Source organism: Arthrobacter sp. B0316-1-20, assembly GCF_059091865.1.
Window position 1 is genome coordinate 1 of sequence record NZ_JBNHHC010000064.1, and the last position, 16,027, is coordinate 16,027.

A 16,027-nucleotide genomic window follows, 5' to 3' on the forward strand; every position below is an offset into this window, starting at 1 on the left:
CCCGCTGTGGCGCCTTCCTGGGGTGCCGGGCTAATTACATCAACAACGCCGGCGGGGCCCCCCGACCCAGGGGGGCCCCGCCGTCGTGGGGAAAGGGAAAAGGAACGCATGAAGGCCCAGGTGATACTGCAGTTGGTGCAGCTGCAGGACGGGTTCGCGGCTGCCGGCGAGCCGGACCGGCGTCCCAGCATCCGCACGCGCACCCGTGAAGCCGTCCGCCTGCTGGCGGCGCAGGAACTGGACGTTGACGCCGACCGGATGCGGCTGGCGTTTGACTGCCGCAACTGCCAGCGGGGCAACGATGGCCGGCATGGCCAGCCGCAGCTGCTGCTGGACGGTGCGCCGGCAGCCGCCCGCCTCAGCTACGCTCGGTCCGGGCGGTGGCTGCTGGCCGCGCTGTCCTTCCGTCCCGTGCTGCTCGGTGTCGACATCGAAGACGCCGGCGATGACGCTTTCCGCCCCGAGGACAACATCGACGCCGTCATGCTTACCGCTGCAGAGCGGCCGCTGGTGGAACAGGCTGTAGATCCGCGCCGGTTGAGGGCGCAACTGTGGACCAGGAAAGAAGCCGTGCTGAAGTCCACCGGCCACGGGCTGCGGCTGGCTCCGGACACGATCGGCGTTGCCGGCGCCGACGGCGAACCCCGGCTGTCCAGCTGGCCCGGCGAAGCAGGGGACCGGCCCGGCCTGCAACTGTTGGACCTTGCCCTGACGGACGCCGGCGGGGCAGTGCCGCCGGGACTGGCCGCGGCACTGGCGGTTGGTGGCTCGGCCGCCCCGAAGATCACCTACCGGGACATCGCGGTAGTCGACGGCTGAACAGCCGGCGCGACAGCAACTGCCCGGCCGGCTGCCCTGCCGCCGGAGGCACGCCGGTCAGCGTAGGGTGACGCGCAGCCGGCGCAGGGACGGCCGCCCTTACGGAACCAGCAGCAGCTTGCCGGTGGTGCGGCGGGCCTGCAGGTCCTCGTGTGCCTGCGCCGCTTCGGCCAACGGGTATTTGCGGCCCACCCGCAGCTTCAGCTGGCCGGACAGCACGGCGTCGAACAATTCGCTGGAACGCCAGCGCCGTTCCTGTGGCGTCAGCAGATGGTCGTTCAGCTTGGGGCGGGTGATGAACAGCGATCCGCCCTGGTTGAGCCGCTGAAGATCGAACGGCGGCACCTGGCCGGATGCGCCGCCGAAGAGCACCAGCATGCCGCGGGTGCGCAGGCTGGCCAGCGAGCCGTCGAACGTGTCCTTGCCGACGCCGTCGTAGACCACGTCCACGCCGGTGCCGGCGGTCAGTTCCCGCACGTGCCGGTCAAATCCGTCGTAGCGCAGAACTACATCCGCGCCGGCGCTGCGGGCCAGTTCTTCCTTTTCATCGGTGGAAACCGTGGTGATCACCCGGGTTCCCTTGGCCTTGAGCAGCTGCGTCAGGATCAGGCCCACGCCGCCGGCACCCGCATGGGTGAGTACCGTCTGGCCCGGCTGGACCCTGAAGCTGGAGTTGATGAGGTAATGCGCCGTCATGCCCTGCAGCGGGATGGCGGCCGCCACATCGTCGTCTACGCCCTCTGGCACCGGGAGTGCGGCCTCGGCGGAGACCACGGTGTACTCCGCGTAGGTGCGGTCGCCTTCGGCGAAGGCGACGCGGTCGCCGGGGGCGAAGCCGTCGACGCCGGCGCCAACGGCTTCGACCGTGCCGGCCGCCTCGGAGCCGGGCGTGTAGGGAAACGGGACATTGTAGACGCCGCTGCGCTCATAGGTCTCGACGAAGTTCACACCGGCTGCTGCCACCTTCACCAGCAGTTCGCCCGGGCCCGGTTGCGGAACATCGACGTCCTGCAGCTGCAGTACTTCCGGCCCGCCGGGAGCGGTAGCCACGATTGCCTTGGCCATTTCAGGTCTCCTTAACACTCTGGGGGAGTCGTTGCCGGCAGCTAGACTGGTCACGGACCAGCCCGCTCTGATTCCATCGTAGGCGTTTGCCGGCCCCGCTCGGCCCGTTGCGAAGGCGCTCAGCACCGAGGGTGCCAGCTGTATCGCGGCGGCCAGCACCACGGACCCGCCATTGGCCCGGCATTGCATAAATATCCTCTGTTGTGAATACTTTTGCTGTATGCTGGTCGCCATGACGATTAAGGTTGCAGTGTCCGGTGCCAGCGGTTACGCAGGCGGCGAGGTTCTCCGCCTGCTGGCCGGCCATCCCGATGTCTCGATTGGGGCGATCACGGCGCACAGCAATGCCGGCGCGCGGTTGGGCGGACTGCAGCCGCACCTGCATTCGCTGGCGGACCAGGTCTTGGTCGACACCACGGTGGAGAACCTGACCGGGCACGATGTGGTGTTCCTGGCCCTCCCGCACGGCGCCAGCGCGGAGATTGCGGCGGCGCTGCCGGCGGACACGCTGGTGGTGGACGCCGGTGCGGACCACCGGCTGGTCGATCCGCTGGCTTGGGAGAAGTTCTATGGCTCGGCCCATGCGGGCAGCTGGCCCTACGGACTGCCGGAACTGCCCGGCCACCGGGACAAGCTGCGGGGCGCCCGCCGGATCGCTGTCCCGGGTTGCTATCCCACCAGTTCGCTGCTGGCACTCACGCCCGGTTTCGCCGCCGGTCTGCTGGAGCCCGAAGATGTGGTGATCGTTGCTGCCTCCGGCACCTCCGGCGCGGGCAAATCCGCCAAGGTCAACCTGATTGGTTCGGAGGTCATGGGAGGCATGAGCCCCTACGGCGTCGGCGGCGGGCACCGGCACACCCCGGAAATCGAACAGGGGCTGTCCGCAGCCGCCGGCGAATCGGTCACCCTCTCCTTCACTCCGACCCTGGCGCCGATGAGCCGCGGCATCCTGACCACCGCCACCGCACGGGTCAAGCCGGGTACGGACGCCGGACAATTGCGTGCCGCCTGGGCGTCCGCCTACGCCGATGAGCCGTTCGTGCACCTGCTGCCCGAGGGCCAATGGCCGCACACCAAGTCCGTCCAGGGCAGCAATCATGCCGTTCTGCAGTTGGCCTTCGACGAGCACGCCGGCCGCGTAGTCGTCACCTGCGCCATCGACAACCTCACCAAGGGAACAGCCGGCGGCGCCATCCAGTCCATGAACATTGCCCTCGGCCTCGACGAGACCGCCGGCCTGACCCAGCAGGGGATTGCACCGTGAGTGTTACCGCAGCCAAAGGATTCCGGGCAGCCGCTGCCACCGCCGGCCTGAAAGCCTCCGGCAAGCCGGACGTCGCCCTGGTGGTCAATGACGGACCGCTGCAGGCGGCGGCTGCTGTCTTCACCTCGAACCGTGTGGCTGCCGCTCCGGTGCACTGGTCACGGCAAGTGATCAGCGATGGCCGGGCCGACGCCGTCGTGCTCAATTCCGGCGGTGCGAATGCCTGCACCGGCGCCGAGGGCTTCCAGAACACCCACGCCACCGCCGAGAAAACCGCCGCCCTGCTCGGCATCTCCGCAGGCGACGTGGTGGTCTGCTCCACCGGACTGATCGGCGAGCAGCTGCCGATGGACAAGCTGCTGCCCGGCGTCGAAGCGGCTGCAGCGGCCCTGTCCGACGACGGCGGTGCCGACGCGGCCGTGGCGATCATGACCACCGATACTGTTTCGAAGCAGGCGGTGTTCGCCGGCGGCGGCTACAGCATCGGCGGGATGGCCAAGGGCGCCGGCATGCTGGCTCCGGGTCTGGCCACCATGCTGGTGGTCATCACCACCGATGCCGAGCTGGCACCGGCGGAGCTGCAGGCCGCACTGCGCGAAGCAACACGTGTGACCTTTGACCGCACCGACTCGGACGGCTGCATGTCCACCAACGACACCGTGGTGCTGCTGTCTTCGGGGGCCTCCGGCGTGGTTCCGCGGACGGAAGACTTCACGGCTGGGCTGACCGGGGTGTGTGCCGACCTGGCGCGGCAGCTGATCACCGATGCCGAGGGCGCCAGCCACGACATCGCCGTCACCACCATCAACGCAGCTTCCGAGCGGGATGCGGAAACGGTCAGCCGAACCGTGGCCCGCTCCAACCTGTTCAAGACGGCCATCTTCGGCAACGACCCCAACTGGGGCCGGGTGCTCTCCGCGGTGGGCACGACCGATGCCGTCTTCGAACCGGACCAGCTGAACGTCAGCATGAACGGTGTGCAGGTGTGCCGCAACGGCGGGGTGGGCGAGTCCCGCGACCTGGTCGACCTGAGCGGCCGCGACGTAACCGTGGTGATCGACCTGCAGGCCGGCGGCGAGAGCGCAACCATCTGGACCAACGACCTCACGCACGAGTACGTGCATGAGAACTCCGCCTACTCCAGCTGAGGACCGATGAAGAACACAATGCTGATGGCGCAGGACAAGGCAGCCACGCTGATCGAAGCGCTGCCGTGGATCCAACGGTTTGCCGGCACCACCATGGTGATCAAGTACGGCGGTAACGCCATGGTCAACGACGAACTGCGGCAGGCATTCGCCGAGGACATCGTCTTCCTCCACCACGCGGGCATCAAGCCGGTGGTGGTTCACGGCGGCGGGCCGCAGATCAATGCCATGCTGTCCCGGCTCGGCATCGAATCAGAGTTCAAGGGCGGACTGCGGGTCACCACCCCTGAAGCCATGGACGTAGTACGCATGGTGCTCACCGGGCAGGTGGGCCGGGAACTGGTGGGCCTGATCAATTCGCACGGGCCGTACGCCGTGGGACTATCCGGTGAAGACGGCGGGCTGCTGCAGGCGGTGCGCACCGGCACGGTGGTGGACGGCGAGGAGGTCGATCTGGGTCTGGTGGGCGAGGTGGTCGGGGTCAATCCTTCAGCCATCCTGGATCTGCTCGACGCCGGTCGGATCCCGGTGATCTCCACCGTGGCGCCCGAAATCGGCGGCGACGGCGAGGGAACCAACCAGGTGCTCAACGTCAATGCAGATACCGCGGCCGCTGCGGTCGCTGATGCCCTGCACGCCTCGCGGCTGGTCATCCTCACCGACGTCGAGGGGCTGTACGCGAACTGGCCGGACAAGTCGTCGTTGATATCGTCACTGACGGCCGGGGAACTGCGCGGGCTGCTGCCCGGGTTGGAGTCCGGCATGATTCCCAAGATGGAAGCCTGCCTGAAGGCGGTTGACGGGGGCGTGGAGCGGGCCGCCGTCGTCGATGGCAGGATGCCGCACTCCATCCTGCTGGAAATTTTTACTGCTGCCGGCATCGGCACCCAGATTGTTCCGGACGGAGACGAATCATGAACACGGCCCATGCAGTGTCCACCGCGGCCGGCTTGGCCGGCCTGGAGGGCCTGGACAGCAAACAGCTGCTGGAGAAGTACCGCGAATCGCTGATGGGTGTCTTCGGGACCCCGCAGCGCGTGCTGGTGCGCGGCAAGGGCTGCACCGTCTGGGATGCCGACGGCAGGGAATACCTGGACCTGCTCGGCGGCATCGCGGTGAACGCGCTGGGCCACGCCGACGAGTTCCTGACCGGGATCGTGGCCGACCAGTTGTCCACCCTCGGCCACGTCTCGAACTTCTTCACCAGTCCGGCACAGATAGCGCTAGCCGAGCGGTTGCTGGAACTGGCCGGCGCTCCTGCCGGCTCCAAGGTGTTTTTCGCCAACTCCGGCACCGAAGCCAACGAAGCGGCGTTCAAACTGGCCCGGCGCAACTCCAGCCCGACGCGGACCAAGATCATTGCTCTGGAGGGCGCTTTCCACGGCCGTACCATGGGTGCCCTGGCGCTGACGGCCAGGCAGGCCTACCGCGAACCCTTTGAACCGATGCCGGGCGGCGTGGTCCACCTTCCCTTCGGTGATGAGGACGCACTGCGCGCCGCCGTCGATGAGACGGTGGCCGCCGTCGTGCTGGAACCGATCCAGGGCGAGGTGGGCGTCCGGCCGCTGCCGGAGGGATATCTGAAGGCCGCCCGGGAAGCCACCACGGCTGCCGGTGCGCTGCTGATCCTGGACGAGGTGCAGTCGGGCGTCGGCCGGACCGGCAACTGGTTCGCCTTCCAGGGCAAGGTGGCCGGCGGCGAGCGGATCGTTCCGGACGCCATCACGCTGGCCAAGGGCCTGGGCAGCGGACTCCCGGTCGGTGCACTGCTGACTTTCGGCGCGGAAACCTCAAGCCTCTTGACCGCAGGCCAGCACGGCACCACGTTCGGCGGCAACCCGGTGGCCACGGCGGCCGGGCTGGCCACCCTCCACGCCATCGAGTCGCGCGGGCTGCTGGACCACGCTGCATCGCTCGGCGCGAAGCTGCGCGAGCAACTGGCCGGCGTCGAGCACGTTGTGGAGGTCCGCGGCGAAGGCCTGCTGATCGGGTTCGACCTGGACGCCGACATTGCCGCTGCCGCCGTGGAGGCCGCGCTGGACGCCGGTTTCATCATCAACAGCCCGGGCCCGCACACGCTGCGGCTGGCCCCGCCGCTGATCCTCACCGCCGAGCAGGCCGCCCGGTTCACCGCCGCGCTGCCGGACATCCTGACCACCGCGGCCGCCCGCACCGCCGCCACCAGCAAGGACGCCTCATGACCCGCCACTTCCTCAAGGACACCGACCTCAGCCCGGCCGAGCAAGCCGAGGTGCTGCAGTTGGCCGCGGAGATGAAACAGTTCCCATACCGGTATCAGCCGTTCGCCGGCGACGGTGCCGGCCGGAAGACCGTGGCCGTCATCTTCGACAAGACCTCGACGCGCACCCGGGTGTCCTTCGCCAGCGGGATCTCGGACTTGGGCGGTGTCCCGCTCATCATCAACCCGGGTGAATCCCAGCTGGGCCACAAGGAATCCGTATCCGACACCATCAAGGTGATGGAGCGGATGGTCTCCACGGTGGTCTGGCGGACCTACGCCCACTCCGGCTTGGAGGAAATGGCGGCGCTTTCCCGAGTGCCCGTGATCAACTCGCTCTCCGACGACTACCACCCCTGCCAACTGCTGGCGGACCTGCTGACGGTCCAGGAGCACAAGGGCAGGCTGGCCGGGCTCACCATGACCTACCTCGGCGATGCCGCCAACAACATGGCCAACTCGTACCTGCTCGCCGGTGCGACGGCGGGCATGCATGTGCGGATCGGCGGACCGGAAGGCTACCTGCCGGCGGATACCGTGGTGGCCGAAGCCGAAGCCAGGGCTGCCGAAACCGGCGGCTCCGTGCTGGTCACTACGGATCCGGCACAGGCGCTGGCCGGGGCCGATGTGATCGCCACAGACACCTGGGTCTCGATGGGACAGGAAGACGAGAAGGCGCAGCGGCTGCAGCTGTTCAAGGATTATGCGGTAAACCAAGCCTCCTTGGAGCTGGCTGCCGACGACGCCATCGTGCTGCATTGCCTGCCGGCCTACCGCGGCTACGAGATAGCAGCCGAAGTCATCGACGGCCCGCAGTCGGTGGTGTGGGAGGAAGCGGAGAACCGGTTGCACGCACAGAAGGCGCTGATGGCATGGCTGATGGACAAGTCGTCGCTGGCGCCGTTGGCCATGGCCTGAGGGCGGACAAGCCATGAACACGATGCCGGCCACCAAGACCGCCCGCCAGGCAAAGATCACCGCGATCCTCACCGGCGAGTCGGTGCGCTCGCAGGCAGAGCTGGCGGCCCGGTTGGGTGATGAAGGGGTGCAGGTCACCCAAGCCACGCTCTCGCGCGACTTGGTGGAACTGGGCGCGGTCCGGGTGCGCGGCCAGGACGGCGGCCTGATCTATGCGGTGCCCAGCGAGGGCGGCGAACGAGCGCCGCAGAGCGGTGTCACCCAGGAGATTCTGGACGCCCGGCTGGCACGGCTCTGCGCCGATTTGCTGGTGACGGCCGAAGCCTCCGCCAATCTGGTGGTGCTGCGCACACCGCCGGGGGCAGCCAACTTCCTGGCGCTGGCCATCGACCATTCGGTCATGCCGTCGGTGCTGGGCACCATCGCTGGAGACGACACGGTGCTGCTGGTGACGCGCGATCCGGCCGGAGGTGCCGCCCTCGCGGCACGGTTCCTGCAGTTCGCCGACGACTCGTCCCGCAACGCCTGAACCCAATAACCTAAAACGCAAGCAACGGCCGCCGCCATGGCGGCAAGCCATCTCCGCCGGCCGGCACGGCAGCGCGCGGAACCGTCACCAGGGCGACCTGGCGGAAAGGGAAGACGACGTGACGCAGGAACCGAACACCAGCGCAGCCGGGCACACCAACGAAGGCGCCCTCTGGGGCGGCCGTTTTGCCGGGGGCCCGGCCGACGCGCTGGCCGCGCTGAGCAAGTCGACGCACTTTGACTGGCGGCTGGCGCACTACGACATCGCCGGTTCACGCGCCCACGCCAAGGTGCTGCACAAGGCCGGGTTGCTGGACGACGCCGAACTTGAGGGCATGCTCGCTGCCTTGGACCAACTCGACGACGACGTCCGTTCCGGCGCCTACGTGGCGGCCGAGTCCGACGAAGACGTCCACGGCTCGCTGGAGCGCGGACTGATCGAACGGGCCGGCGCCCAACTGGGCGGCAAGCTCCGCGCCGGGCGTTCGCGCAACGACCAGATCGCCACCCTGGGCCGGATGTACCTGCGCGACCACGCCCGGATCATTGCCAGCGGAGTGCTGGCAACCATCGACGCGCTCCTCGCGCAGGCCCGCCGGCATCCGGACGTGGCCATGCCCGGCCGCACCCACCTGCAGCACGCCCAGCCGGTGCTGCTGTCGCATCACCTGCTGGCCCACGCCTGGGCACTGCTGCGCGACGTGCAGCGCCTGGCCGACTGGGACAAGCGGGCCGCCGTCTCGCCGTACGGATCCGGCGCGCTGGCCGGTTCCTCGCTGGGGTTGGACCCGAACGCCGTCGCCGCCGACTTAGGCTTCGAGTCCGCTGCCTGGAACTCGATCGACGGGACCGCCTCGCGAGATGTCTTCGCCGAATTCAGCTGGGTCGCTGCCATGATCGGCGTGGACCTGTCGCGGATCTCCGAGGAAGTCATCCTCTGGGCCACCAAGGAGTTCTCCTTTGTGACCCTGGACGATGCCTACTCCACGGGCTCGTCCATCATGCCGCAGAAGAAGAACCCGGACGTCGCCGAGTTGGCCCGCGGCAAGGCGGGCCGGCTGATCGGCAACCTGACCGGTCTGTTGGCCACGCTCAAGGGCCTGCCGCTGGCCTACAACCGTGATCTGCAGGAGGACAAGGAACCTGTCTTCGACGCCGCAGACACCCTGGAGCTGCTGCTGCCCGCCGTCGCCGGCATGATCGAAACACTCGTCTTCAACACCCCGCGGCTGGAAGCGTTGGCTCCGCAGGGCTTTGCCCTGGCCACCGATATCGCCGAATGGCTGGTCCGGCAGGGCGTGCCGTTCCGCGAGGCGCATGAACTCTCCGGTGCCGCCGTCAAACAGGCCGAGAGCCGCGGCGTCGAACTCTGGGACCTGACGGACGAGGAGTTTGCTGCCATTTCGCCGCAGCTGACCCCGCAGGTGCGCGAGGTGCTGACCGTCGAAGGTTCGCTGGCCAGCCGCAGTTCGCAGGGCGGCACCGCACCCAGCGCCGTGGCAGCCCAAATCGAGGCGCTCCAGGCCGGCCTGGACAGCGCGCGGGACTACGTCGGCAACAGTTCCCGATAGCCTTTGCGCACCACCGCCGGAATAAGTTACCGACCGGTAGCAAATGTCTCTGCGGTAGTTTGTGAAGCGATGGGGGTGTAGCCACTAAGCCGAGGGAGCGAGCATGTCGACGCTGAGCCAGGACGAGGAAAAACTGGTTCCGGAGGGCCGGATCGAGCGTGTGGATGGGGACTACGTGTTGGCCTTCGACCGCCAACTCGACTACCCGCACAGCTATATCTGGAGCCTCCTGGCGGAGAAGGACAACGTCGCCAAATGGCTCGGCACGCTGGACGCCGACTGGGAGCTCGGCCGCACCTACGAGCTGCTTCTGGGCGGGGGCATCTCCAGCGGCACGGTGTTGCAGCTGAACCCGCCGCTCAGCCTGCAGATCAGCTGGGAGGACGAGCTCGGGCAGGAGTCGGTGATTGAATGGCGGGTCCTGGAAAGCGATGGCGGAACTCTGCTCCAGTTCAGGTCGCGCGCCGAGGGGCCCGAGTTCCTGACCGAAGGCAGCGCCGGCTGGCAGACCATCCTGGACGCGCTGGCCGAGGTCGCCGCCGGGCGCCGGCCAAATTGGGAAACCGACCGGTGGACCCCGCTGCGCGAAGCGTATTCCCGCCAGTTCCAACTTTCGCACTCGATGGGCACGGTGGAAAGTGATTCCGGGCATACGTGCCTGCGCTTCGAGCGCTTGCTCGACGCAGACCGGGACCGGGTCTGGGCTGCATTGACCGAGCCGGACCTGCTCGAGGCCTGGCTCGGGCCAGGCCGGGTGGAGCTGCAGGCCGGAGGCGCCGTCGAATTCAATCTGCCGGGACGAACCGTCAGCGGAGACGTGCAGTATGTGCTCGCGGGCAGCAGGCTGGACTACACGTGGACCGCTCCGGAGGGCACCGGCACCGTGCACTGGATGCTGGAACCGGAGGACGGCAAGACCCGTCTGACCTTGGTCCATAACCTGGGCCGGGAGACCGTGGCGGGTGCCCTGATGGCCAGCTGGCACATGCGGCTGGACGCGCTGGCCACCGTGCTCGACGGCGGGCGGGTACATGACTCGGCGCATCGGCGCGAAGCCCTGACGCGCTTCTACCAGCGACTCCAATCCGCCTAGTGGATGCAGCTCTGCTGCGCTGGCTGGGCCGGCCTGCCGTTGACGTGGCTCCAGGGCTGCTCGGCGCCCGGTTGGCGCACACGACGCCGGAAGGGACCGTTGCGGTGCGCCTCACCGAGGTGGAGGCCTACATGGGGGAGCACGATCCGGGATCGCATGCCTTCCGCGGCCTGACCAACCGCAACAAGGTGATGTTTGGCCCGCCGGGGCGAATCTATGTCTACTTCACCTACGGGATGCACCACTGTGTGAACATCGTGTGCGGGCACGAAGGCCAGGCCACCGGTGCCTTGCTCCGCGCGGGCGAAGTCACCGAAGGGCTGGAGTTGGCCCGCAGCCGTCGGACCTCGGCCAAGCGGGATGCTGAGTTGGCGCGGGGGCCGGCCCGGCTGGCCGTGGCCCTGGGGCTGGAGCTCGGTGACAACGGGCGTGCCTTCACAGCCGGGGAATTGGCGCTGACCCGGCCGGCGGTGCAGGCGTCGCACCAGCATGTGCGGACCGGGCCGCGGGTGGGCGTCAGCGGCGACGGCGGCACCGATGCTTACCCGTGGCGCTTTTGGCTGGAAGGCGATCCGACGGTCTCACCGTACCGGGCCGCGAAACCGCGGCGCCGCGCCGGCAGCGGGTAGGGTGGACGGGTGAATGAACGCCCTCGCGAATCAGTTGAAACCATGGTCAACCGTCTTTCGGAAACGGTCCGGGACTATCCCCAGCCCGGTATCGTCTTTCGGGACCTGACTCCTGTGTTCGCCGACGGGGAAGCGCTGCATGCGGTGGTGCAGGCTTTGATCGACCCGTTCCAAGGCCAGTTCGACGCCGTGGCGGGGGTGGAGGCCCGCGGCTTCCTGCTTTCGGCCGCCGCAGCCTATGCCTCCGGCACGGGCGTCATCACGGTGCGCAAGAAGGGCAAGTTGCCCCGGAAGACCATCTCCGAGGATTACGCGCTGGAGTACGGCACGGCCACGCTGGAAATCCACGCGGACGATCTGTTGCCGGGGTCGCGGGTGCTGATCCTGGACGACGTGCTGGCAACCGGCGGGACCCTCGGTGCCGCCTGCCGCCTGTTTGAACGGGCCGGGGTCCAGGTGGCCGGGTTCGGCGTGGTTCTCGAGCTCTCGGCACTGCGGGGCAGGTCCGCTTTGGCGGGACACCGGATCCGTTCGCTGGTGCGCGAGTAGCCGATCGCACCGCCCGCGGCGAGCTGACAGGCGGGGTGTCTGCCCGCCGTCGTTCTGCTCTCAGGAAAATCCACTGTGGCGGTAGTAGAATGGACGGTCTGCCTTTTGGGGAGGGATAACACACATGCCAGAATCGCTTTCGGCCCACGCCGAGCTTGAACACGAGCGCTCCTACGTAGCCGGCCTGTATCGCCGGTTGGAGGAACTGCGCGCCGAGAAACAGGAGCAGCTGTCCCGTGTCCGCAGCAGCGGCGCCGTGGGCAGCATGCAGAATATTTCCGAACGTGATGCGTTCGCCACCATGTACGAGGACCGGCTGGCCCAGCTTAACGCTGTTGATGACCGCCTGGTGTTCGGCCGCCTCGATTTGGACGACGGCGACCGGCGCTACATCGGACGTATCGGGCTCAGCACCGCTGACCTGCAGCAGCTGATGGTGGACTGGCGTGCGCCCGAAGCCGGAGCGTTCTACCAGGCCACCGCATTCGAACGGCTGGGCGTTCGGCGGCGCCGGCATCTGATCCTGCAGGGGCATCAGGTCAAGGGCATTGAAGACGACGTGCTCGATTCGACCATGCTTGCCGACGGCGCGTCGCTGCAGGGCGAAGGCGCGCTGCTGGCAGCGCTCAACTCCAAGCGCACCGGTGCCATGTCCGACATCGTTGGCACTATCCAGGCCGAACAGGACCGCATCATCAGGGCTCCGATGCCGGGGATCCTAGTGGTGCAGGGCGGTCCCGGAACGGGCAAGACCGCCGTTGCCCTGCACCGCGCGGCGTACCTGCTGTACTCGCACCGCGAGCGGCTGAAGTCCGCCGGCGTGCTGTTGGTGGGACCGTCCAACTCCTTCATGAAGTACATCGAGCGTGTGCTGCCCTCGCTGGGTGAAACCGGCGTCGTCATGTCAACGCTTGGAGGGCTGATGCCCGGAATCCGGACGGTGCCCGAAACCAACCCTGCCGTGGCGGAGATCAAGGGCCGTTTGTCCATGGCCGACGTCGTGGCCAATGCGGTAGCGAACCGCCAGCGGCTGCCAGCAGAACCGCGCAAGCTCAACGTCGAGGGCACCATCTTGACCCTGACGCCTCGCCAAGTAGCACGGGCGCGCGACCGCGCACGGGCCACCGGCAAACCCCACAACGCGGCCCGGGTGACCTTCGTAAAGATCCTGTTGCGCGAGCTGACCGACCAGCTGCGCGAAGCCCTGGAAGCGTCCTCCGGACCGGGCAACAACGCAGACCGCGCCTATCTGGCGGAAGACGTACGGACGTCGCGCGATGTCCGGATAGCACTCAACCTGGCCTGGATGCCGTTGACGCCGGAAAAGCTGATCGGGGAATTGCTCAGCAAGCCGGCCCATCTTGAGGCAGCCGCCCCGGAGCTGACCGCTGCGGAACGCGAGGTGCTGTTGCGCCCCGCTGACGCGCCGTGGACCGAGTCCGATGTGCCGTTGCTCGACGAAGCCGCCGAACTGCTCGGCGAGATGGATGCCTCGGCCGGACGCGACAAGGCCCAGCAGGACGCTGACCGTGCCCGCGACATCGCCAACGCGGAGCAGTCACTGCGGAACGTCGACCAGTCGCTGCGCGATATCGGCATCAACGGGTTGGTCAGCGCCGAGGAACTGGCGGGCTACAACCAAACGCAGCAAAACCGCCTCACCGCCGCCGAGCGTGCCGCCGGAGACCGCACGTGGGCCTTCGGACACATCGTTGTCGACGAGGCGCAGGAGTTGTCCGCCATGCAGTGGCGCCTGCTGATGCGCCGCTGCCCGCTCAAGTCGTTCACTGTGGTCGGCGATATCGCGCAAACCAGTTCTGCTGCCGGCGCGGAATCCTGGCAGCAGGCACTTGAGCCGTTCGCGGGCACACGCTGGCAGCTTGAAGAACTGACCGTGAACTACCGCACGCCCTCGCAGATTGCGCAGGCGGCGGTCCGGATGGCGAATGCCGCAGGCCAGGTCGTCTCGGCCCCGAAAGCCGTGCGCGACGGGCGATGGCAGCCGATCGTGGACCGGGTGCCGGCCGGCCGCATGATCGAACATCTGCTGGACATCATGCCCGAAGAACTCGACGCTGCCAGCGGCGGCCTGCTGGCGGTCATCGCCGCTGACCACCGACTGCCTGAGGTCCGAAGCGCGCTGGCCGCGGTCTACGCCCAACGGGTAGGAGGCGGCGCGGGCGGTCTGGAACAGGACATCAGTGTGCTTGGCCCGCAGGAGGCCAAGGGCCTTGAATTCGACGCCGTGGTGGTGCTCGAACCCGGCGAACTGCTGCACCGCACCGGCGGCCGCGTCGGCGACCTTTACGTGGCCATGACCCGTCCGACCCAGCGGCTGCGGCTGCTGGCCGAGGGCGAGGTCCCCGAAGGAATTGAAGGCTGATATTTTGGAATCCGTGAATGATACGTTTCTTGCTTCCCAACGCAACGATCCTGGTTTCGCCAACGTCTGGCAGGAACTGAAGTGGCGCGGACTTGTCCACGTTTCAACCGACGAGGCTGAACTGGAGAAGCTGCTGGCGGGGGACCCGGTGACGTATTACTGCGGTTTTGACCCGACGGCGCCAAGCCTGCACCTGGGCAATCTGGTCCAGTTGCTCACCATGCGCCGGCTGCAGCTGGCCGGGCACAAGCCGCTGGGACTCGTGGGCGGCTCCACCGGGCTGGTCGGCGACCCCAGGCCGACCGCCGAGCGCACCATGAACACCAAGGAAACGGTCGCCGAATGGGTCGACCGGCTGAAGGGCCAGGTCCAGCGCTTCCTCGACTTCGAGGGCGATAACGCCGCGCGCATGGTCAACAACCTGGACTGGACCGAGCCGATGACCGTACTGGATTTCCTGCGCGATATTGGAAAGCACTACCGCGTCGGGACCATGGTCAAAAAGGACATTGTCGCCTCCAGGCTGAATTCCGACGAGGGCATCAGCTACGCGGAATTCAGCTACCAGATCCTGCAGGGCATGGACTACCTTGAGCTGTTCCGGCAGTACGGCTGCATCCTGCAGACCGGCGGATCGGATCAGTGGGGCAACCTGACCAGCGGCATCGAACTGATCCGCAAGGTGGAGGGCAGCGCTGTCCACGCGATCGGCACGCCTTTGATAACCAACTCGGACGGAACCAAGTTCGGTAAGAGCGAGGGCAACGCCATCTGGCTGGACGCGGATATGTGCAGCCCCTATGCCATGTACCAGTTCTGGCTGAACACGGCCGACGCCGACGTTGTCCAGCGGCTCAAGGTCTTCACCTTCCGCTCGCGGGAGGAAATCGAAGAGCTCGAGCGAGCCGTGGCCGAACGGCCGCATACCCGTGAAGCCCAGCGGACCTTGGCCTACGAGGTGACGTCGATTGTGCACGGAACCGAGTCAACCGACAAGGTGATCGCTGCCTCCTCGGCATTGTTTGGCCAGGGAGAGTTGGCCGAGTTGGACGAGTCGACCCTGGTCGCCGCCACGGCAGAACTGCCCAGTGCTGTTGCCGGCCCGGAAACTACCGGAATCATCGAGTTGTTGGTCCAGTCCGGTCTGGCTGCCAGCAATTCCGCGGCCCGGCGGACCGTGGCAGAGGGCGGTGCCTACGTGAACAACCGAAAAATCACCGATCCGGACACCGTCGTTGGAACTGATCAACTGCTGCACGGCAAGTACCTGTTGATGCGTCGCGGTAAGCGCACGCTCGCCATGGTCGAAGTTTCTGGCTAACCAAGCCGCTCGGCCGCCAATCCCGCGGCTTTTCGAAGGGCCCGCCGTTTTCCTCCATTCAGGAGGACGACGACGGGCCCTTCCTCATCGGTGGCGGGCATCACTCGGCAGCGATTTGCAGGCCATGCTGGTGCCGTGTATTGTTTTCTGAGTCGCCGCCGCTGGTTGTGAAACAGCCGGCAGGAACGCGACAAAGCCCTTCGATAAAACGACAGCGGTTGGTCATGCGCCCAGTGCGCAGGCAGATTAGCTGGAGTTTTTTGCTGGGACCATGCTTTTTCTAAAGTAAATGAAGCGGAAACGCCGATTTGACAGAAAGAAAAAGGATGAAATAAAGTAGAAACATCGCAGCGAAGAAAAACAAAGCGAATTTCATTGAAATTGTTTTGGCGAAGTATTCGTTTGCTCCTGTTGTTTGAGAACTCAATAGTGTGCCAAGTTTGTTGATACCAATTATTTATTGGTTGAAGTGCCGTGGCGTGCCGCCCCTGTGGTGTGTC

Annotated in this window: 15 protein-coding genes; 13 read left to right on the forward strand and 2 right to left on the reverse strand. The window is 66.9% G+C overall.

The window, feature by feature from the left end; genetic code table 11:
- The first annotated feature begins 108 nt into the window (after positions 1-108).
- Complete coding sequence (locus AC5RW2_RS37190) at positions 109-819, forward strand: 4'-phosphopantetheinyl transferase family protein (RefSeq protein WP_493952340.1); 711 nt, start codon at positions 109-111, stop codon at positions 817-819.
- Positions 820-918: 99 nt separating this feature from the next.
- On the opposite strand, the gene AC5RW2_RS37195 is transcribed toward AC5RW2_RS37190, so the two are convergent.
- Positions 919-1,884 carry a quinone oxidoreductase family protein gene (locus AC5RW2_RS37195; protein ID WP_493952339.1) on the reverse strand — a complete coding sequence of 322 codons (966 nt, stop codon included), beginning with the start codon at positions 1,882-1,884 and terminating at the stop codon, positions 919-921.
- Positions 1,885-2,116: 232 nt separating this feature from the next.
- On the opposite strand from AC5RW2_RS37195, the gene argC reads away from it, so the two are divergent.
- The 12 genes from argC (at position 2,117) to tyrS (ending at position 15,527) form a co-directional block, all read left to right on the forward strand.
- Positions 2,117-3,148, forward strand: coding sequence for an N-acetyl-gamma-glutamyl-phosphate reductase (gene argC / locus AC5RW2_RS37200; RefSeq protein WP_493964069.1), 1,032 nt, complete (start codon positions 2,117-2,119; stop codon positions 3,146-3,148).
- A complete protein-coding gene (gene argJ / locus AC5RW2_RS37205) occupies positions 3,145-4,296 on the forward strand; it encodes a bifunctional glutamate N-acetyltransferase/amino-acid acetyltransferase ArgJ (RefSeq protein WP_493952337.1) in 1,152 nt (383 codons plus the stop codon). Before argC ends, argJ begins: the two co-directional genes overlap by 4 nt.
- 6 nt (positions 4,297-4,302) lie before the next feature.
- Complete coding sequence (argB, locus tag AC5RW2_RS37210) at positions 4,303-5,214, forward strand: acetylglutamate kinase (protein WP_493952336.1); 912 nt, start codon at positions 4,303-4,305, stop codon at positions 5,212-5,214.
- The gene (locus AC5RW2_RS37215; protein WP_493964070.1) at positions 5,211-6,497 is read left to right on the forward strand and encodes an acetylornithine transaminase; all 1,287 of its coding nucleotides are present in this window, start codon (positions 5,211-5,213) and stop codon (positions 6,495-6,497) included. Before argB ends, AC5RW2_RS37215 begins: the two co-directional genes overlap by 4 nt.
- A complete protein-coding gene (gene argF, locus AC5RW2_RS37220; protein WP_493952334.1) occupies positions 6,494-7,453 on the forward strand; it encodes an ornithine carbamoyltransferase in 960 nt (319 codons plus the stop codon). The genes AC5RW2_RS37215 and argF overlap by 4 nt, the downstream gene beginning before the upstream one ends.
- A 13-nt stretch (positions 7,454-7,466) precedes the next feature.
- On the forward strand, positions 7,467-7,982 hold the full coding sequence (locus AC5RW2_RS37225; protein ID WP_493952333.1) for an arginine repressor: 516 nt from the start codon (positions 7,467-7,469) through the stop codon (positions 7,980-7,982).
- A gap of 118 nt (positions 7,983-8,100) precedes the next feature.
- A complete protein-coding gene (argH, locus tag AC5RW2_RS37230; protein WP_493964071.1) occupies positions 8,101-9,552 on the forward strand; it encodes an argininosuccinate lyase in 1,452 nt (483 codons plus the stop codon).
- 103 nt (positions 9,553-9,655) lie between these two features.
- On the forward strand, positions 9,656-10,645 hold the full coding sequence (locus AC5RW2_RS37235; protein ID WP_493964072.1) for an SRPBCC domain-containing protein: 990 nt from the start codon (positions 9,656-9,658) through the stop codon (positions 10,643-10,645).
- Complete coding sequence (locus AC5RW2_RS37240; protein WP_493952330.1) at positions 10,645-11,274, forward strand: DNA-3-methyladenine glycosylase; 630 nt, start codon at positions 10,645-10,647, stop codon at positions 11,272-11,274. Before AC5RW2_RS37235 ends, AC5RW2_RS37240 begins: the two co-directional genes overlap by 1 nt.
- A gap of 42 nt (positions 11,275-11,316) precedes the next feature.
- Positions 11,317-11,823: an adenine phosphoribosyltransferase gene (locus AC5RW2_RS37245; RefSeq protein WP_493952496.1), complete on the forward strand. Its 507-nt coding sequence runs from the start codon at positions 11,317-11,319 to the stop codon at positions 11,821-11,823.
- Between the two features lie 124 nt (positions 11,824-11,947).
- On the forward strand, positions 11,948-14,206 hold the full coding sequence (locus AC5RW2_RS37250) for a HelD family protein (protein ID WP_493964073.1): 2,259 nt from the start codon (positions 11,948-11,950) through the stop codon (positions 14,204-14,206).
- 13 nt (positions 14,207-14,219) lie between these two features.
- Entirely contained in the window at positions 14,220-15,527 is a 1,308-nt protein-coding gene (tyrS, locus tag AC5RW2_RS37255) for a tyrosine--tRNA ligase (RefSeq protein ID WP_493964074.1), read from the forward strand.
- Here tyrS and AC5RW2_RS37260 read toward each other — a convergent pair.
- Positions 15,524-16,027: hypothetical protein (locus AC5RW2_RS37260; RefSeq protein ID WP_493964075.1), on the reverse strand; the 504-nt coding region annotated here is incomplete at its 5' end. The genes tyrS and AC5RW2_RS37260 overlap by 4 nt on opposite strands.

Coding starts and splice junctions, on each gene's coding strand:
- AC5RW2_RS37190 (WP_493952340.1), top strand. CDS start 109: ATGAAGGCCCAGGTGATACTGCAGTTGGTGCAGCTGCAGGACGGGTTC.
- argC (WP_493964069.1), top strand. CDS start 2,117: ATGACGATTAAGGTTGCAGTGTCCGGTGCCAGCGGTTACGCAGGCGGC.
- AC5RW2_RS37235 (WP_493964072.1), top strand. CDS start 9,656: ATGTCGACGCTGAGCCAGGACGAGGAAAAACTGGTTCCGGAGGGCCGG.
- AC5RW2_RS37250 (WP_493964073.1), top strand. CDS start 11,948: ATGCCAGAATCGCTTTCGGCCCACGCCGAGCTTGAACACGAGCGCTCC.
- AC5RW2_RS37225 (WP_493952333.1), top strand. CDS start 7,467: ATGAACACGATGCCGGCCACCAAGACCGCCCGCCAGGCAAAGATCACC.
- argF (WP_493952334.1), top strand. CDS start 6,494: ATGACCCGCCACTTCCTCAAGGACACCGACCTCAGCCCGGCCGAGCAA.
- AC5RW2_RS37215 (WP_493964070.1), top strand. CDS start 5,211: ATGAACACGGCCCATGCAGTGTCCACCGCGGCCGGCTTGGCCGGCCTG.
- argB (WP_493952336.1), top strand. CDS start 4,303: ATGAAGAACACAATGCTGATGGCGCAGGACAAGGCAGCCACGCTGATC.
- AC5RW2_RS37195 (WP_493952339.1), bottom strand. CDS start 1,884: ATGGCCAAGGCAATCGTGGCTACCGCTCCCGGCGGGCCGGAAGTACTG.
- AC5RW2_RS37245 (WP_493952496.1), top strand. CDS start 11,317: ATGGTCAACCGTCTTTCGGAAACGGTCCGGGACTATCCCCAGCCCGGT.